The 17,035-nt window shown below is 73.9% G+C and carries 16 protein-coding genes; all 16 read right to left on the bottom strand.

Annotated features, from left to right (window positions below; translation table 11 throughout):
- Positions 1 to 39 precede the first annotated feature (39 nt).
- The 16 genes from IE331_RS06585 to IE331_RS06510 all read right to left on the bottom strand — a co-directional run bounded on the left by IE331_RS06585 (position 40) and on the right by IE331_RS06510 (position 17,001).
- Positions 40 to 798, bottom strand: a complete 759-nt coding sequence (locus IE331_RS06585; RefSeq protein ID WP_192141875.1) for a pseudouridine synthase — start codon at positions 796 to 798, stop codon at positions 40 to 42.
- Positions 795 to 1,529 (bottom strand): SMC-Scp complex subunit ScpB, encoded by a 735-nt coding sequence (gene scpB, locus IE331_RS06580; RefSeq protein ID WP_192143234.1) that lies wholly within the window; start codon positions 1,527 to 1,529, stop codon positions 795 to 797. The genes IE331_RS06585 and scpB overlap by 4 nt, the downstream gene beginning before the upstream one ends.
- Positions 1,526 to 2,404: a segregation and condensation protein A gene (locus IE331_RS06575; protein WP_192141873.1), complete on the bottom strand. Its 879-nt coding sequence runs from the start codon at positions 2,402 to 2,404 to the stop codon at positions 1,526 to 1,528. Before IE331_RS06575 ends, scpB begins: the two co-directional genes overlap by 4 nt.
- On the bottom strand, positions 2,401 to 2,766 hold the full coding sequence (locus IE331_RS06570; RefSeq protein WP_201931307.1) for a hypothetical protein: 366 nt from the start codon (positions 2,764 to 2,766) through the stop codon (positions 2,401 to 2,403). Before IE331_RS06570 ends, IE331_RS06575 begins: the two co-directional genes overlap by 4 nt.
- A complete protein-coding gene (locus IE331_RS06565) occupies positions 2,763 to 3,578 on the bottom strand; it encodes a ParA family protein (RefSeq protein ID WP_225579718.1) in 816 nt (271 codons plus the stop codon). Before IE331_RS06565 ends, IE331_RS06570 begins: the two co-directional genes overlap by 4 nt.
- Before the next feature lie 502 nt (positions 3,579 to 4,080).
- A complete protein-coding gene (locus IE331_RS06560) occupies positions 4,081 to 6,654 on the bottom strand; it encodes a DEAD/DEAH box helicase (protein WP_192141864.1) in 2,574 nt (857 codons plus the stop codon).
- Positions 6,651 to 7,604, bottom strand: a complete 954-nt coding sequence (locus IE331_RS06555; RefSeq protein ID WP_192141862.1) for a site-specific tyrosine recombinase XerD — start codon at positions 7,602 to 7,604, stop codon at positions 6,651 to 6,653. Before IE331_RS06555 ends, IE331_RS06560 begins: the two co-directional genes overlap by 4 nt.
- Positions 7,601 to 8,215 (bottom strand): NUDIX domain-containing protein, encoded by a 615-nt coding sequence (locus IE331_RS06550; protein ID WP_192141859.1) that lies wholly within the window; start codon positions 8,213 to 8,215, stop codon positions 7,601 to 7,603. The genes IE331_RS06555 and IE331_RS06550 overlap by 4 nt, the downstream gene beginning before the upstream one ends.
- Entirely contained in the window at positions 8,212 to 9,915 is a 1,704-nt protein-coding gene (locus IE331_RS06545; RefSeq protein WP_192141858.1) for a CTP synthase, read from the bottom strand. Before IE331_RS06545 ends, IE331_RS06550 begins: the two co-directional genes overlap by 4 nt.
- Positions 9,916 to 10,015: 100 nt before the next feature.
- Positions 10,016 to 10,939 carry a copper transporter gene (locus IE331_RS06540; protein ID WP_192141856.1) on the bottom strand — a complete coding sequence of 308 codons (924 nt, stop codon included), beginning with the start codon at positions 10,937 to 10,939 and terminating at the stop codon, positions 10,016 to 10,018.
- A complete protein-coding gene (gene steA, locus IE331_RS06535; RefSeq protein ID WP_192141854.1) occupies positions 10,936 to 12,132 on the bottom strand; it encodes a putative cytokinetic ring protein SteA in 1,197 nt (398 codons plus the stop codon). Before steA ends, IE331_RS06540 begins: the two co-directional genes overlap by 4 nt.
- A gap of 43 nt (positions 12,133 to 12,175) precedes the next feature.
- Positions 12,176 to 13,945 carry a DNA repair protein RecN gene (gene recN, locus IE331_RS06530; protein ID WP_192141852.1) on the bottom strand — a complete coding sequence of 590 codons (1,770 nt, stop codon included), beginning with the start codon at positions 13,943 to 13,945 and terminating at the stop codon, positions 12,176 to 12,178.
- Positions 13,938 to 14,894 (bottom strand): NAD kinase, encoded by a 957-nt coding sequence (locus IE331_RS06525; protein ID WP_192141850.1) that lies wholly within the window; start codon positions 14,892 to 14,894, stop codon positions 13,938 to 13,940. Before IE331_RS06525 ends, recN begins: the two co-directional genes overlap by 8 nt.
- Positions 14,891 to 15,742 carry a TlyA family RNA methyltransferase gene (locus IE331_RS06520; RefSeq protein ID WP_192141848.1) on the bottom strand — a complete coding sequence of 284 codons (852 nt, stop codon included), beginning with the start codon at positions 15,740 to 15,742 and terminating at the stop codon, positions 14,891 to 14,893. Before IE331_RS06520 ends, IE331_RS06525 begins: the two co-directional genes overlap by 4 nt.
- 3 nt (positions 15,743 to 15,745) lie before the next feature.
- Complete coding sequence (locus IE331_RS06515; RefSeq protein WP_192141846.1) at positions 15,746 to 15,961, bottom strand: hypothetical protein; 216 nt, start codon at positions 15,959 to 15,961, stop codon at positions 15,746 to 15,748.
- On the bottom strand, positions 15,958 to 17,001 hold the full coding sequence (locus IE331_RS06510; RefSeq protein WP_318646786.1) for an HAD-IIA family hydrolase: 1,044 nt from the start codon (positions 16,999 to 17,001) through the stop codon (positions 15,958 to 15,960). Before IE331_RS06510 ends, IE331_RS06515 begins: the two co-directional genes overlap by 4 nt.
- Positions 17,002 to 17,035: the final 34 nt, after the last annotated feature.

Raw genomic sequence — 17,035 nt, 5'->3', positions numbered from 1 at the left:
GCCGTCGGTCCGGGAGGAAACCCTAGCCCGGTCGGGCGCTCAGAGCTCCGCGGCGTCCAGCAGGGCGCCCAGCTCGTCCGCGGTGAGCTCCCGCAGACCGCCCTGGCGCAGCCCGTGCAGCACGACCGGGCCGATGGCGGTGCGGGTGAGCCGACGGACCGGGTGACCCACCTGCTCCAGCAGCCGGCGGACGATCCGGTTCCGGCCCTCGTGGATCACCAGCTCGACGATCGAGCGGCCCCTGGCGTTGCCCTCGCCGGCCCCGACCAGGGTGGCGCGGGAGACCTGCACCGGCCCGTCCTCGAGGGTGACCCCGTCCCGCAGGGCCTGCAGCGTGCCCTTCGCGACCTCGCCGTCGACCTCGGCGACGTAGGTCTTGTCCACCTCGTAGGACGGGTGCGCCATCCGGTGCGCGAACTCGCCGTCGTTGGTCAGCAGCAGCAGGCCCGAGGTGTCGGTGTCCAGGCGTCCGACGTGGAAGAGCCGCTCGGGCCGCTCGGCCACCAGCTCGGCCAGGCAGCGCCGACCCTCCGGGTCCGACATCGTCGAGACCACGCCGCGGGGCTTGTTCAGCACCAGGTAGACGTTCGGGCTGACCGGCGGCAGCCGGGTGCCGTCCACGCGGATCACGGCGCTGCGGGGGTCGACCTTGGTGCCCAGCCGGGTGACCACCTCGCCGTCCACCTCGACCCGGCCGGCGAGCATGATCTCCTCGCACTTGCGGCGCGAGGCGATGCCGGACTGGGCGAGCAGCTTCTGCAGCCGGATCTGGCCGTCGTCGTCGAGCTCGATGCTCACGAAGGCTCGGTCCCGCCGTCGGGCTCGGTGCCGTCCCCGCTGTGCGGCGAGTGGTGGGCCGGCTCCGGCTGCGGCTCGGGCCTCGGCTCCGGCTGCGGCTCGGGCTCCGGCTGCGGGGCCGGCGCCTCCTGCTGGGACCCCTCGGCGGCCGGGGCGGCCAGGCCGGCCAGCTCGTCTTCGAGGTCGTCCATGTCGGGCAGGTACGGCGCCAGCTCGGGCAGGTCGTCGAGGGAGGTGATCCCGATCCGCTCGAGGAAGTAGGAGGTGGTCGAGTAGAGGTTCGCCCCGGTCTCGCCGTCCTGGCCGGCCTCCTCGACCAGGCCGCGGGCGAGCAGGGTGCGCATCACCCCGTCCACGTTGACGCCCCGGATCGCCGAGACCCGGGCCCGGGAGACCGGCTGCTTGTAGGCGACGACCGCGAGCGTCTCGAGGGCGGCTTGGGTGAGCCGGGCCTGCTGACCGTCGAGGACGAACGCCTCGACCACGGCGGCGTACTCCTCGCGGGTGTAGAACCGCCAGCCACCGGCCACGTTGCGCAGCTCGAAGCCGCGACCCTGGTCGGTGTACTCCCCCGCCAGCGCGGTCAGCGCGCCCACGACGTCCTCGACCGGGTAGCCGACGGCGGAGGCGAGCGTCGTCTGGTCCAGCGGCTGGTCGGCGACCATGAGGATCGCCTCCAGGGCCGGCCGCAGCTCGGCGACGGCCACCGCCAGGGTCTCGCTGTCACTCACGTCGTCTCCTCGTGCGGCTCTGCTGCCGGGTCCGGGTCTCCGGTCTGGTCGGTCGCCTCCGGCGGGGCGCCGTCGAACTCGTCGGTGATCTCGATCTCGTCCTCGCCGCCGGTCCACCGCACGGACAGCTCCCCGAGCGGCGAGACCTGGTCGAAGGTCACCGCGCCCTCCCGGAACAGCTCCAGCAGCGACAGGAACCGGGCGACCGTGGTGAGGGTGTCCGGCGAGTCCCCGCACAGGGCCCGGAAGGTCATCCTCCCGCTGCGCCGCAGCCGGTCCATCACCAAGGCGGCCTGCTCGCGCACGGACACCGTGGGAGCGTGGATGTGCTGCAGCGAGACCTCCAGCACCGGCTTGGGCTCCATCGCCCGCGCCGCCAGCCCGGCGAACTGCTCCAGCCCGATCCCGATCAGCACCTCGGGCAGCAGCGAGGCGAAGCGCTCCTCCAGCCCGACCGCCCGGGGGTGGCGCTGGGCCTCGGCGGCCAGCCGACGCTCGAGCAGCGAGGCGACCTGCTTGAAGGCCTTGTACTGCAGCAGCCGGGCGAAGAGCAGGTCGCGCGCCTCGAGCAGGGCGAGGTCCTCCTCGTCCTCGACGTCGCCCTGCGGCAGCAGCCGGGCCGCCTTGAGGTCGAGCAGCGTCGAGGCCACCAGCAGGAACGACGTGGTCTGCTCGAGGTCCCAGACCGGTCCCCCGGCCTTGACGTGGGCGATGAACTCGTCGGTCACCCGGGACAGTGCCACCTCGGTGACGTCGAGCTTGTGCTTCGCGATCAGGTTCAGCAGCAGGTCGAACGGGCCCTCGAAGTTGGCCAGGTGCACGGCGAACGCCGGAGCGGCGTCGCCCTCGTCGGTGGCCGCGGCCAGCTCGGTCATGCGTCCCTCAGCCGTTGGACGAGCGCGCTGTCCTCGCCGTCCTGCTCGTAGCCGGCCAGCGCCAGCGCGATCGCCGCCCGCACCAGCCGGCCGCGGTCGACGGTGAGGCCGGTGCGACGCAGGGTCAGCCGGGCCTGCTCGAGGTCGTGCAGCTCCTCGGAGGTGACGTAGACGGTCATCTTCTCGTCGTGCCGGACCCGGCCGCTGGGCCGGCGTGGCGCCGGTCGCGCCCCATGGACCGGCTGGTCGGCCGGCTGGTCGACCGCCTGCTCGGCCGGCCGCTCAGCCGCCTCCCCGGGGCTCCGGTCGGAGCCGTCCGGGGAGGTCGGGCGGAAGAGGTCGTCGGCGGACGGGAGGCTCACCCGTCGAGGCAACGGGAGAGCACCTCCTTGGCCAGCTGGCGGTAGGACTCGGCGCCGGTGGACGTCGAGGCGTAGGTCGTGATCGGCTCACCGGCCACGGTCGAGTCGGAGAACTTGATGGTCCGGCGGATCACGGTGTGGAAGACCTTGTCGCCCCAGGCGTGCACGAGGCGCTCCATGACCTCCCGGCTGTGCAGCGTGCGGCCGTCGAACATCGTGCCGAGCACGCCGTCGATCTCGAGCTTCGGGTTCAGCCGCTCCTGCACCTTGTCGATGGTGGTCTTCAGCAGCGCCACGCCGCGCAGCGCGAAGTACTCGCACTCCAGCGGTACGATCACGCCGTCGGAGGCGGTGAGCGCGTTGACGGTGAGCAGCCCGAGCGAGGGCTGGCAGTCGATGAGGATCACGTCGTACGTCGCCAGCGCCGGCGCCAGCACCCGGGCCAGCGTCTGCTCGCGGGCCACCTCGTGCACCAGCTGCACCTCGGCGGCGGAGAGGTCGATGTTGGAGGGCAGCAGGTCCATGCCGGGCACGCCGGAGGGGACCACCACCTCCTGGAAGTCGACGTCGCGCTCCATCAGCAGGTTGTAGATGGACAGGTCCATCTCGTGCGGGTTCAGCCCGAGCCCCACGGAGAGCGAGCCCTGCGGGTCGAAGTCGACCAGCAGCACCTTGCGGCCGTACTCCGCGAGCGAGGCACCGAGGTTGATCGTCGTGGTCGTCTTGCCGACCCCGCCCTTCTGGTTGCACATCGCGATCACCCGGGCGTTGCCGTGGCTGGTCAGCGGGCGCGGCTCGGGGAGGTCGGGCATCGGGCGGCCGGTCGGACCGAGCTTGGCGGCGGCCGGGGCCTCCGGGGTCGCCTGGTCCACGGGGGCCGCCTGGTCCACGGGGACCGGCTGGGTCGGCTCGGGCTGGGTCGACTGGGGCTGGGCGGCCGGGAACGGCAGCGGGTCACTCACGGGGTGCTCATCTCGGGACGGGGAAGGAGGGGCGGGCGGCGCGCCCAACGGTGGCATCTGCGGAGCGCTGCTCCCCTGTCCGGGGCCGCCCGGGAATGATCCGCCCACGCTCATGCGCCGCTCCTCGCTGGTGCTTTGTCGACTCGGCGACACCGCCCGAGCCTGCGCGCGACTCTAGGCCCCGGTCCGGGACCGAACAAGCCGGATGTCCCGATCGCCTGTGCACGAGCCAAATCTGTTGATGACCTGTGCACTCGACGCGGTCCGACTGCACATGCGCGACCGTACCTGTGCAGAAACCTGTGGAGGGACCGGGGGTCCGTCGGCCCGCGCCGGGCCGGCCAGCCGGGACTCAGAGGCCGTCCCGGCGCCGCAGCGCCGTGGCCAGCACCACCGGCTCGCCGGCGGTGTCGGAGGCGTCGAGGTGGACCGTCGCCTCGATCACCCAGTCCCGGTCCCCCTCGGGGTCGTCGAGGGTCTGCACGACCCGCCACACCCGGGCGCCGTGGAACTGCTCCCCGTCGACGGCGGCGTCCCCGGTGCCCTCCTCGACGGTGAAGTACGCCGGCCCGCGGGCCTGCGCACCGGTCCCCAGCTCGTCGTGCTCGGTGAAGTAGGCCTCCAGGGCCTCGTCCCACGCCGAGCGGGTCATCACCACCTCCAGGACCGGGTCGGCCCGGTCGGCGTTGCGGCGCTCCAGCCCGACCAGCCCGGCCAGGTCGTCGCGGGCGGCGAGCTCCATGCGGCGGAACAGCTCGTTGCGGACCATGACCCGGAACGACCGGCCCTGCCGGGAGACCGGCCGGGGCCGCGGCGCTTCGGCCTCGACGAGCTCGCGGTCGGGGTCGGTGAGCGCCTCCCACTCGTCGAGCAGGGAGGAGTCGGTCTGGCGCACGGTCTCCCCCAGCCACTCGACGAGCTCCTCGAGCTCCTCGGTGCGGTGCGCCTCGGGCACGGTGTGCCGCAGCGTGCGGTAGGCGTCGGTCAGGTAGCGCAGCACCAGTCCCTCGGAGCGGGCCAGCTGGTAGCGCCGGACGAAGTCGCCGAACGTCATCGCCTGCTCGAACATCTCCCGCACCACCGACTTCGGGCCGAGCCCGTCCTCGGGCAGCCAGGGGTGGCTCTGACGGTAGATTTCGTAGGTCGCCTCGAGCAGCTCGGCGAGCGGCTTGGGCCAGGTCACCTCGTCGAGCAGCGCCATCCGCTCGTCGTACTCGATGCCGTCGGCCTTCATCTCCGCGACCGCCTCGCCGCGGGCGGCGTACTGCTGGGCGAAGAGCACCTGCCGCGGGGCCTCGAGCACGGACTCGATGACCGAGACCAGGTCGAGGGTGTAGGTCGGGCTCTCCGGGTCGAGCACGTCCAGCGCGGCCAGCGCGAAGTGCGCCAGCGGCTGGTTGAGCGCGAAGTCCGCGGGCAGCTCGTGGGTGAGCACGAACCGGCGACCGAAGCGGTCCGGCTCCTCCAGCCGGGCCAGGACGCCCGACGCCAGGAGCGAGCGGCCCAGCCGCAGCGCCCGCCGGATCAGCCGGACCCGGTTGCGCGGCTCCTCGTGGTTGTCACGGAGCAGGTCGCGGAGCACCGCGAACGCGTCCGCCTCCCGGGCCACGACGTTGAGCAGCATCGCGTTGTCCACCCGCATCCGCGACACCAGCGCCTCGGGCTGGCCGTGCACGAGCTTGTCGAAGGTCTGCTCGGTCCACACCACCGACCCCTCGGGCGGCTTGCGGCGCTGCAGCTTGCGCTTCTTCTTCGGGTCGTCACCGGCCTTGGCCACCGCCCGCTCGTTCTCGATCACGTGCTCGGGGGCCTGCACCAGCACGTAGCCGGCCGTGTCGAAGCCGGCCCGACCGGCCCGGCCGGCGATCTGCTGGAACTCCCGGGTGCGCAGCACCCGCTGCCGGTTGCCGTCGAACTTGGCCAGCCCGGTGAACAGCACGGTCCGGATCGGCACGTTGATCCCGACACCGAGCGTGTCCGTCCCGCAGATCACCTTGAGCAGGCCCTGCTGGGCCAACTGCTCGACCACCCGTCGGTAGCGCGGCAGCATGCCGGCGTGGTGCACGCCGACGCCGTTGCGCAGCAGGGCGGACAGCGTCCGCCCGAAGCCCGCGTGGAACCGGAACCCGCCCAGCACCTCGGCGATGGCGTCCTTCTCCTCGCGAGTCACCGCCTTGAGGCCCTTCAGGGTCCCCGCGTGCTCGACCGCGGCCGCCTGCGTGAAGTGCACGACGTACGCCGGCACCTGGCGGGTCTCGACGAGCTCCTCCACGGTCTCGGCGAGCGGGGTGGTCGACCAGGTGAAGCTCAACGGGACCGGGCGCTCCGCCTCGTCGACGACCACGGTCTCCCGGCCGGTGCGGAGGGTCAGGTCGTCCACGAAGGCCGAGACGTCCCCCAGGGTCGCCGACATCAGCAGGAACTGCGCGTGCGGGAGCGTCAGCAGCGGCACCTGCCACGCCCAGCCCCGGTCCGGCTCGGAGTAGTAGTGGAACTCGTCCATGACGACCAGGCCGACGTCGGCCTCGGCGCCCTCGCGGAGCGCGATGTTGGCCAGCACCTCGGCGGTGCAGCAGATGATCGGCGCGTCGGCGTTCACCGCCGCGTCGCCGGTGAGCATCCCGACGTTGTCGGCGCCGAAGATCCCGCACAGGGCGAAGAACTTCTCGCTCACCAGCGCCTTGATCGGCGCGGTGTAGAAGCTCACCCGGTCGCCGGCCAGCGCCGCGAAGTGCGCCCCGGTCGCGACCAGGGACTTCCCCGACCCGGTGGGGGTCGCCAGGATCACGTTGCTGCCCGCGGCCAGCTCGAGCAGGGCCTCGTCCTGGTGCGGGTAGAGCCCCAGCCCCTGCTGCTCGACCCAGGCGGTGAACGCGTCGTAGACCTCGTCCGGGTCGTCGCCGGCGGGCACCGCCGCCAGGCTCATCGGGCCCTCGGGTGCGCGGTGGCGAAGACCTCGCGCAGGTTGTCGACCGTGACCAGCGTGTAGACCTGGGTGGTCGTGACCGAGGCGTGGCCGAGCAGCTCCTGGACGACCCGGACGTCGGCGCCTCCGTCGAGCAGGTGGGTGGCGAAGGAGTGCCGCAGGGTGTGCGGGGAGACGTCGCGGGTGACCCCGGCCCGGTCCGCGGCGCGGACCAGGACCGTCCAGGCGCTCTGCCGGGAGAGCCGGCCACCGCGGGCGTTGAGGAACAGGGCGGAGGTGCCCTTCCCGGCCGCGACCAGCTCGGGCCGGGCTCGCACCAGGTAGGCGTCCACGGCCGCCCGGGCGTAGGAGCCCACCGGCACGATCCGCTCCTTGCTGCCCTTGCCGCGGAGCCGGACGGTGCCGTCGGCGGAGTCAGGCCCCCCGACGAGATCGCCGTCGAGGTCGTCGACGTCGAGGCCGACCGCCTCCGAGATGCGGGCACCGGTGCCGTAGAGCACCTCGAGCAGGGCCCGGTCCCGGAGCGCGAGCGTGGTGCCGGCGGCACCGGCGGCCTCGAGCAGGGCCTCGACGTCCGAGAGCGGCAGCGCCTTGGGCAGTCGCTTGGCGGGGGTCGGCGGCCGGACCGCGGCTGCCGGGTCGACCGTGGCCAGCCCGTCCCGCACGGTGAACTTGTGGAATCCCCGGACCGCGACCACGGTCCGCGCGGCCGACGTCGCGCCCAGCGGCGGGTGCTCGGCGTCCCCCTCGCGGAGCCGCACGAGGAAGGCCCCGACCACCGATTCGGTGATCGCCGCGAGCTCGGTGATGCCGGCCTCGGCCAGGTATGCCTGGTAGCGGCGCAGGTCCCGGCGGTAGGAGAGCAGCGTGTTTGCGGCCAGCCCGCGCTCCACGGAGAGGTGGTCGAGGTAGGTCCGCACGGCGCGCCCGACTCCGCTCGGCCCACTCATCGGGGCGCGCCGCTCCCCTCGGCGTCGCGGCGCCGGGCGTCGTGGGCGAGGACGGCGAGCGCGACCGGCGCGTCCGCGCAGCGACCGTCGAGGACCGCGGCCCGCAGGTCGGCGAACGGGACCCAGAAGGTCTCCATGTCGGCCTCCTCGTGGTGCAGCTCGAAGTCGCCCCGGTCCGCGTGGCTCAGGCCGCGGGCGAGGTAGACGTGCTGCCGCTCGGCCGAGATCCCCGGGGAGGCCCACACCGACAGCAGGTGGGTCCACTCCGACGCCTGCAGCTCGGCCTCCTCGCGCAGCTCACGACGGGCCACGTCGAGGGGGTCCTCCCCCTCGGCGTCGATCACCCCGGCCGGCAGCTCGACGAACCGGCGCTGGGCCGGGTGGCGGTACTGGCTCAGGCAGAACACCCGGTCGTCGTCGTCGAGCGCGAGCACCAGGGCGGCACCGGGGTGCTCGAGGACCAGCCGGCCGAACGCCGGCCCGTCCGGGTCGCCGGGGTGGGCCACCTGGTCCGAGCGGAGCCCCACGATCCAGTCGTCACGGTGCAGGACGGTCGAGGAGGAGACCGGCCACGACTCCTCCCGGTCCGCCAGCAGGGGGTCGGTGCTCACTCCTCGCCCTTGTCCACCGGGCGCAGCTCCTCGTCGATCGGGAACCGCAGCTCCTTCTGCCGCTCGATCGCCGCGCCCACCAGGCCCGCGAAGAGCGGGTGCGGGCGGGTCGGCCGGGAGCGCAGCTCCGGGTGTGCCTGCGTGGCCACGTAGTAGGGGTGCACCTCGCGCGGCAGCTCCACGAACTCGACCAGGTCGAGGTCGTTGTTGACGCCGGAGAAGACCAGCCCGGCCTCCTGCAGCTGCTCGCGGTAGGCGTTGTTGACCTCGAACCGGTGCCGGTGCCGCTCGTGGATCTCGGCCTCGCCGTACGCCTCCCGGACCACGCTGCCCTCGGCCAGCTGCGCGGGGTAGAGCCCCAGGCGCATCGTGCCGCCCAGGTCGCCGGTGCCCTCCACGATGTGCTTCTGCTCCTCCATCGTGGCGATCACCGGCTCGGGGCAGTCGGGGTCGAACTCGGTGGAGGCGGCCTTCTCCAGCCCCGCCTCGCTGCGCGCGTACTCGATCACCATGCACTGCAGTCCGAGGCAGAGGCCGAGGGTCGGGATGCCGTGGGTCCGGGCGTGCGTGAGCGCGCCGAGCTTGCCCTCGATGCCGCGGATCCCGAACCCGCCCGGCACGCAGACGGCGTCGACGTCGTGCAGCTCGCGGGCGGCGCCGGCGGGGGTCTCGCAGTCGTCGGAGGCGATCCAGCGCAGGTGCACCTTCGCCTCGTGCGCGAAGCCCCCGGCCCGCAGCGCCTCGGCGACCGAGAGGTAGGCGTCCGGCAGGTCGACGTACTTGCCGACCAGGGCGACGGTGACCTCCTCGCGGGGGTGGTGCACCCGGCGGAGCAGGTCGTCCCACACGGTCCAGTCCACGTCCCGGAAGGGCAGGTTCAGCCGGCGTACGACGTAGGCGTCGAGGCCCTCGCGGTGCAGCACCTTCGGGATGTCGTAGATCGACGGGGCGTCCGCGGCGGTGACCACGGCCTCGGCGTCGACGTCGCACATCAGGGAGATCTTGCGCTTGATGCTCGTGGGCAGCTCCCGGTCGGCCCGGCAGACCACGGCGTCGGGCTGGATGCCGATGGAGCGCAGCGCCGCGACCGAGTGCTGGGTCGGCTTGGTCTTGAGCTCGCCGGACGGGCCGATGTACGGCACCAGCGAGACGTGCAGGAAGAAGCAGTTGTCGCGACCGATGTCGTGCCGCACCTGGCGGGCCGCCTCGAGGAACGGCAGCGACTCGATGTCGCCCACGGTGCCGCCGATCTCGGTGATCACCACGTCGATCGGCTCGCCGCCGTCGTCGTGGCGCCCCATCGCCTGGATCCGGTCCTTGATCTCGTTGGTGATGTGCGGGATCACCTGCACGGTGTCCCCGAGGTAGTCGCCGCGGCGCTCCTTCGCGATCACCGTCGAGTAGACCTGCCCGGTGGTGACGTTGGCGATCTGCCCGAGGTCGGTGTCGAGGAAGCGCTCGTAGTGACCGATGTCGAGGTCGGTCTCGGCGCCGTCGTCGGTGACGAAGACCTCCCCGTGCTGGAACGGGTTCATCGTCCCCGGGTCCACGTTGAGGTAGGGGTCCAGCTTCTGCATGGTGACCCGGAGACCGCGGGACTTCAGCAGGCTGCCCAGGCTGGAGGCGGTGAGGCCCTTGCCAAGGGACGAAGCGACGCCTCCGGTGACGAAGACATGTCTGGTCGGCGCGCTGTTCGCCAAGAAAACTCCCGTGGTCAGACTGGAACCCTGGGTCCGGGGGGCCGGACGCGTGGTCTGCTACGGGGTTCTAGGTTACAGGTGAAAGGGCCTCGGGAGGCAATCAACCACGCGGGAGGGCGCCGTCGATCCCCTCGGCGCCGTAGTGGCCGGGCTCCCCCGCCTGCTCGGCGGCCAGCGCCAGCACGGTGGCGACCTGTCCGGTGACGGTCTGGACGGAGTCCACCGAGGAGGCACCGGCGGTGAAGGAGACCTCGTCGCGCAGCAGGCCGAGCACCCCGTCGGAGGCCGAGGCCGTGCTCCCGGCCACGACCAGGCCGTCGGACTGCGTGGCCATCCCCGAGGCCAGTCCGCCGACGATGTTCTGCACCCCGTCGACCTCGGCGAGCTCGGTGCCCAGCAGCATGATCACCAGGCTGCCACGGCGCTCGGCGTCCGAGCTCCCGGTCAGGAGCTTGGCGCCGCGCAGGCTGGAGAGGATGTCCCGCGCCGCACCGTCGACGTTGGCACCGCCGTCGTCGCTGGTCGCGACGGCCCGGCCGATGAGCTGGCCCATGCGGTCGTAGGTGGTGGCCTCGGCGGGAACCCCGGTGTCCTCGACCGACTCGAGGAGCTGGGTGCCGAGGGTGTCCACCAGGGACTTGCCGTCGGCGGCCACCAGGGCGTCCCGCACCTCGTAGCGGCCGACCACCGAGCCGCCCGCCTGCTTGACGAACCCGGCCAGCCCGGTCGCCACCTCGGTGTCGGCCCCCGGCAGCGAGACCAGGGTGACCGGGCGTCGGGTCAGGCGATTCTTCAGGGCGGCGGACGCGGTGCCGGAGGCGAAGTCGTCCTGGAAGGCGGCGGTGCCCTCCGTGCGGTCGAGCTGCCGGGAGAGCTGGGCGGAGCGGTCCTGGGCGCGCTGGGCGGCCTCGTCGCCGGCGCCGCGGCCGACCTCCGAGAGGGGCCCGCCGCCGAGCGCGACGCCCGCGGCGAGCGCGAGCAGCACGGCGACGACCGAGACGACGTGGTAGCGGAACGAGATCACGGCAACAGTCCTCCGAGACGGTCTGCGAGAGAGGCGAGGGCGGGCCGGAGCTCGTCGAGCCACTCCTGGCCGACCGGCGTGACCGCCAGCGAGGCCAGCACCGCCAGCACGCCGGCGAGCAGCAGCAGCCACAGCTGCCAGCTGCGCACCCGGCCGGCGTACAGCTCGGGCACCGAGCGGGCGTCGACCAGGCGCGGGCCGACCTTGAGCCGGGTCAGGAACGTCGAGGCCAGCGCGGCCCGCTGACGGTCCAGGAAGTCGTCGAGGTCGGCGTGCCCGCCGACACCGACGATCAGCGAGGCGTCACCGAGCCAGGCCAGCATGAGTGCCGCGTCCTCCGGGGAGGCCGCGGTCTCGAACCGGAGCGGGCGGACCCCGAGCCGCTCGAGGGCGTCGAGCGGGGTCTTGCCGTCGCCACGGTCGACCACGACGACCACGTCGCGGGCCCCCCGCAGCGCCCGGGCGGAGACCCGGCCGGCATCGGCCACGAGCGGCGAGCTCACCACCACCACGTCCGGCTTGTGGCCGGCCGCGAGCAGGGCGTCGGCGCCGTCGTCGACGGCGATCAGCACGGGGTGCTGCTCGCGGAGGTAGCCCTTGATCCCGGCCAGCTCGTCGCCGTGGTCCGGCCCGGCCACCACGACGACCACCGGCCGCCCGGCGAGCCGGGCCCCGAGCCGCGGTGCGCCGCGGCCGTGCAGCAGGAGGTCCTGCTCACGGCGCAGGAACTCGGTGCTGTTGTGGGTGAAGTTGGTCAGCTGCGTGACCAGGCCGCCCCGGGCCAGCTCCAGCTCGGTGGCCAGCCGCTCCCGGTCCAGCACCCGGCCGTGGGCCAGCTCCAGCTCCCCGTCGTGGAGGACGCCGTCCAGCAGCCGCACCGCGCGACCGTCCCGGACCCGGGCCAGCCCGTCGGTCCCGATGTCCTCGACCAGCTCGATGCCGACGTCAAGGAGGATCGCCGGGCCCTGGTTGGGGTAGCGGCCGGAGACGAACGGCGAGGCGTTGACCACGGCCCGGACGCCGGAGTCGGCGATCCGCTGCGCGGTCGCCCGATCGAGGTCGACGTGGTCGAGCACGGCGATGTCGCCGGGCCCGAGTCGGGGCAGGAGGCTGCGGATGCGTCGGTCGACCCGGGCGGTGCCGGTGGTTCCGGGCAGGGCGACGTCGGTCGCGCCTCGGCTGGGAAGCTTCATGACCGCTTCATCCTGACACGCAGGAGACGGTCAATCGCGCACGTCAGTCCCGCGCGTGGCGGGCCGCGTCGAGCAGCTCGCGGGCGTGCGCGAGGGCGGTGTCGGACTCCTCCATGCCGGCCAGCATCCGGGACAGCTCGCGGACCCGGTCGGACTCGTCGAGGACGGCCAGGCCCGAGGTGGTCACGGTGCCGTCGCTGGCCTTGGAGACCACCACGTGCCGGTCGGCGTACGCCGCCACCTGGGGCAGGTGGGTCACCACCAGCACCTGCGCGGTGCGGGCCAGGGTGGCGAGCCGGCGACCGACCTCGACCGCCGCCTTGCCGCCGACGCCCGCGTCGACCTCGTCGAACACGAACGTCGGCACCGGGCTGGTGCCGGCCAGCGCCACCTCCAGCGCGAGCATCACCCGGGACAGCTCGCCGCCGGAGGCCCCCTTGTGCAGCGGCCTCGGCTCGGCACCGGTGTTGGCGGCGAGCCGGAGCTCGACCTCGTCGGTGCCGGTCGTGCCGGCGCGGACCCAGCCGCCGTCGACCGGCAGCGGCGCTCCGGGCGTCTCCGGGCCGTCGGGGTCGTCGCGGTTGTCGGGGGCCGCCACCGTCGTCGGCGTCACCTCGACGGTGAGCTCGGCGTGCGGCATCGCGAGCAGGGTCAGCTCGGCGGTGACCACGTCGGCCAGGCGCACGGCCGCCTCGCGGCGGGCGGCGGAGAGGGCGGAGGCGGCCACCGCCAGCTGCTCGCGCAGCCGGACCCGGCGCTCCCTCAGCCCGGACACCTGCTCGTCGGTCCGGTCGAGGTCGAGCAGCCGGGCCGACGAGCGCTCCGACCAGGCCAGCACCTCGTCGATCGACTCGCCGTACTTGCGGGTCAGCGCCGTGAGCGCCGCCCGTCGCTCCGAGACCGCCGCCAGCCGGGCCGGGTCGGTGTCCACGCGCTCGGTGTAGGAGGCGATGTCCGCGGCGACGTCGGCCAGGAGGTAGCTCACCTCGGCGAGCCGGTCCGCCAGCTCGGCCACCTCGGGGTCGTGGTCGCGGACCCCGTCGAGATCCGAGCGGGCCGCGGCGACGGCGCCGAGGGCGTCGGCACCCCCGTGGTCGGCGGAGAGCGCCTCCTTCGCCTGACCCGACGCGGTGCGCAGGGTGTCGGCGAAGCCGAGCCGGGACTCCTCGGCGGCGAGCTGGACGTCCTCCCCCGGCGCCGGGTCCACCTCCTCGATCTCACCCAGCCCGAACCGGAGCAGGTCCGCCTCGCGGGCCCGCTCCCGGGCCTGCGAGACCACCTCGACCAGCTCCCGCTCCACGTCGGTGAGCTCGGCGTGCAGGGCGGTGTAGGCGCCACGGAGCCCGGCCAGCGACTCGCCCCCGAACCGGTCCAGCGCGTCGCGCTGGGCGCCGGCGCGGAGCAGGCGGTGCTGGTCGGACTGGCCGTGCACGGCGACCAGCGGCTCGGCGACCTCGGAGAGCTGCGAGGCCGGCACCGAGGCGCCGCCCACGAAGGCACGCGAGCGCCCCTCACCGGAGATGTTGCGCGCGAGCAGCACCCGCTCGTCCTCGATCTCGCCACCGAGCTCCTCGACGGCGCCGCGGAAGCCCGGCAGCGCCGAGGCGGCCACGACGCCCTCGACCCGGGCGGTCCGGGCGCCGGACCGCACCGCCCCGCTGTCGGCCCGCCCTCCGAGCAGCAGGCCCAACGCGGTGACGACCATGGTCTTGCCGGCGCCGGTCTCACCGGTGATCACGGTGAGCCCGGGACCGAGCTCGAGCGTGGAGGAGTCGATCACCCCCAGCGAGCTGATCCGGATCTCCTCAAGCATCGTCCTCACCTCCGCGGAGGCGGCGCTCGCCGGCACCGCGCCAGCCGCCGACGGGCAGGCCGAACTTGGCGACCAGCCGGTCGGTGAACGGTGCGGTGTGCAGCCGCACCAGGCGCACCGGCGTGGCGCCGCGGCGTACCTCGATCCGGGCGCCGGGCGGCAGGTCCACCGTGCGCCGGCCGTCGCACCAGAGCACGCCGGCCCCCTCCGTGCGGGCGAGCACCTCGACCGCGAGCACCGACGTCGGCGCCACCACCATGGGCCGCGCGAACAGCGCGTGCGCACTGATCGGCACCATCAGCAGCGCCTCGACGCCGGGCCAGACGACCGGGCCGCCGGCCGAGAAGTTGTACGCCGTGGAGCCGGTCGGCGTGGCGCACACCACGCCGTCGCAGCCCCAGCGGGAGAGCGGCCGGCCGTCGATCTCGACCACCACCTCGAGCATCCGCTCGCGGGCGGCCTTCTCGACGCTCGCCTCGTTGAGGGCGAACGTGCTCGCGACCAGCTCCTTGTCGCGGTAGACCGACACGTCGATGGTGAGCCGGTCCTCGGCCGTGTAGCGGCGCTCGACGATCGCGTCGATGGTGTCGTCGACGGCGTCGAACTCGGCCTCGGCGAGGAAGCCGACGTGGCCGAGGTTCACCCCGAGCAGCGGGGTGCCCTCGCCGTGGGTCAGCTCGGCGGCGCGCAGGATCGTGCCGTCACCGCCGATGACCACCACGAGCTCGCAGCCGTGGGACGCCCCGGGACCGTCGGGCGTGGCCGCGACCACCTCCACGGCCGGGTCGAACTGGGCGGGGTCGAGGGCCAGGTCGGCGGCCTCGTCGGCGAGCAGCCGGACGCCGATGCCGTGTGCGGTGAGCGCCTTGGTGAAGTCGCGCGCCACCTCACGCGCCTCGGCGCGTCCGGTGTGGGCCAGGAGCAGCACCCGGCGTGGCTGGTCGGTCACGGCCCCAGCCTCTCACCCGGGACCCCCAGCCCGGCGGAGCGCTCCGCCTCGGCGCGGATCTGGTCCGCGGTCACCGCGGCGTCACCGGCGTGCAGCCAGAGGAAGAACTCCACGTTGCCCGACGGCCCGGGCAGCGGGCTCGTGGTCAGCGCCCGGGCACCCCAGCCGCGCCGTCCGGCCGCGTCCGCGACCGCCTGCACCGCCTCGGCCCGGAGCGCCGGCTCGCGCACGACGCCGCCCTTGCCGACCCGATCCTTGCCGACCTCGAACTGGGGCTTGACCATGAGCGCCAGGTCGCCGTCCGGACGGGTCACCGCGAGCAGCGCGTCGAGCACCAGGGACAGCGAGATGAACGACAGGTCGCCGACAACGACGTCCACCGGCCCGCCGATGACCTCCGTGGTCAGCTCCCGGACGTTCGTGCGGTCGTGGACCCGCACCCGCTCGTCCTGTCGCAGCCCCCACGCGAGCTGCCCGTAGCCGACGTCCACCGCCACCACCTCGGCGGCCCCGGCGCGCAGCAGGACGTCGGTGAACCCACCGGTAGAGGCGCCGGCGTCCAGGCACCGGCGGCCGCGGACGGTCAGCCCCGACGGCTCGAACGCGGCGAGCGCGCCGGCCAGCTTGTGGCCGCCGCGGGAGACGTAGTCGGGTCGGTCCGGGTCCTCGGTGACGACGATGGCGACGTCGGTGGTGACGCCGGTCGCCGGCTTGCCGGCCACCACGCCGTTCACCTTCACCCGGCCGGCGCCGATCAGCTCGCTCGCGTGCTCGCGAGAGCGGGCGACCCCACGGCGTACCAGCTCGGCATCCAGGCGCAGTCGTCGCGGGGCGCCTCGAGGCGGCACGGCTCAGGTCTGGGGCGCGTCGAGAGCCCCGCGGAGCCGCTCGTGGGCCTGCTCGAAGGTCGCGACGTGGGTGGCGACCTCGGCCTCCTCGAGGCCGGACAGGCTGGCCAGCACCGCATCGACCTCCGCGTGACCGGTCACCGGCACCGCAAGGGCGGTGTCGGCGGTGCCGGCGGGGACCGCCGTGCCGTCAAAGGGGTTCGAGAGCTCCTCGGTCATGCGGTCACCGTACCCCCAACGGCCGGTGGCCCGACCGGCGTGGGCGGCTCGACTCCGGACGTGTCGCACACCTCGCCGGTCTCGTCGAGGTGACCCCAGGCGGCATAGGCCACGGCCCGCCACCAGTCGTCCGGGTCCCCCGCTCCGTCGACGGCCAGCACACCGCCGCGCACCTCGGCGCGCCACCCGCCGAGCTCGGCGGTCGTCGAGCCCGCCGCCACGTGGGGCACCGGGTGGGCCGTGAACAGGCCACCGAGGTCGGCGGCGAGGAACCGCGGGCGCAGCCGGGGCGGGGCGGCGACCAGCTCGGCGAGACCGGTGACACCGGTGAGGACGAGCAGCGAGTCGACGCCGGCCACCCGCGCCCCCTCGATGTCGGTGTCGAGCCGGTCGCCGACCATCAGGGGGCGGTCACCGCCGACCCGTCGCACCGTCTCGTCGAGGAGCGGGCGGGCCGGCTTCCCGGCGACCTCGGGGGTCACCCCGGAGAAGTCGCTCAGCATGCGCACCTGGACGCCGTGCCCGGGCGCCACCCCCTCGGCGGTGGGGAAGGTCAGGTCGGTGTTGCTCGCCACCCACGGCAGGCCGTCCCGGATCAGCATCGCCCCGGTCATCAGCCGTCGCCAGGTGACGTCGGGGCCGTAGCCGGTGACGACTGCGGCCGGGCCGTCGGCGGCGTCCAGCACCGGTGTCAGGCCCTCGTCCAGCAGCGCCTCCTCGAGCCCGGCGCCGCCGAGCAGGAGGACCGGTGCCCCCGGCTCCAGCCGCCCGGCCAGCAGGTGCGCAGCCGCCTGGGCCGAGGTGACGACGTCCGACGCCTCGGCGGCGACCCCGAGCTCGCAGAGGTGCTCGGCCACCATGCGCGGCGTGCGCGAGGCGTTGTTGGTGACGAACGCGACGTGGACGCCGCGACGCCGGGCCTCGGCCAGGTGCTCCGGCGCGCCGGGCACCGCCGCGGGGCCGACGTAGACCACGCCGTCGAGGTCGGCCATCACCAGGTCGTACGTCGAGCTCAGCGGCTCCTGGCTCTCCTCGAGCACGGTCGGTCCTTCCTGTCCTGGGTCCGGCCCCTAC

It is taken from the genome of Nocardioides donggukensis (genome assembly GCF_014842875.1).
Classification (GTDB): Bacteria; Actinomycetota; Actinomycetes; order Propionibacteriales; family Nocardioidaceae; genus Nocardioides; species Nocardioides donggukensis.
The sequence above is the reverse complement of the archived record's forward strand: the minus strand, read 5'-3'. Positions and strand labels throughout refer to the sequence as shown.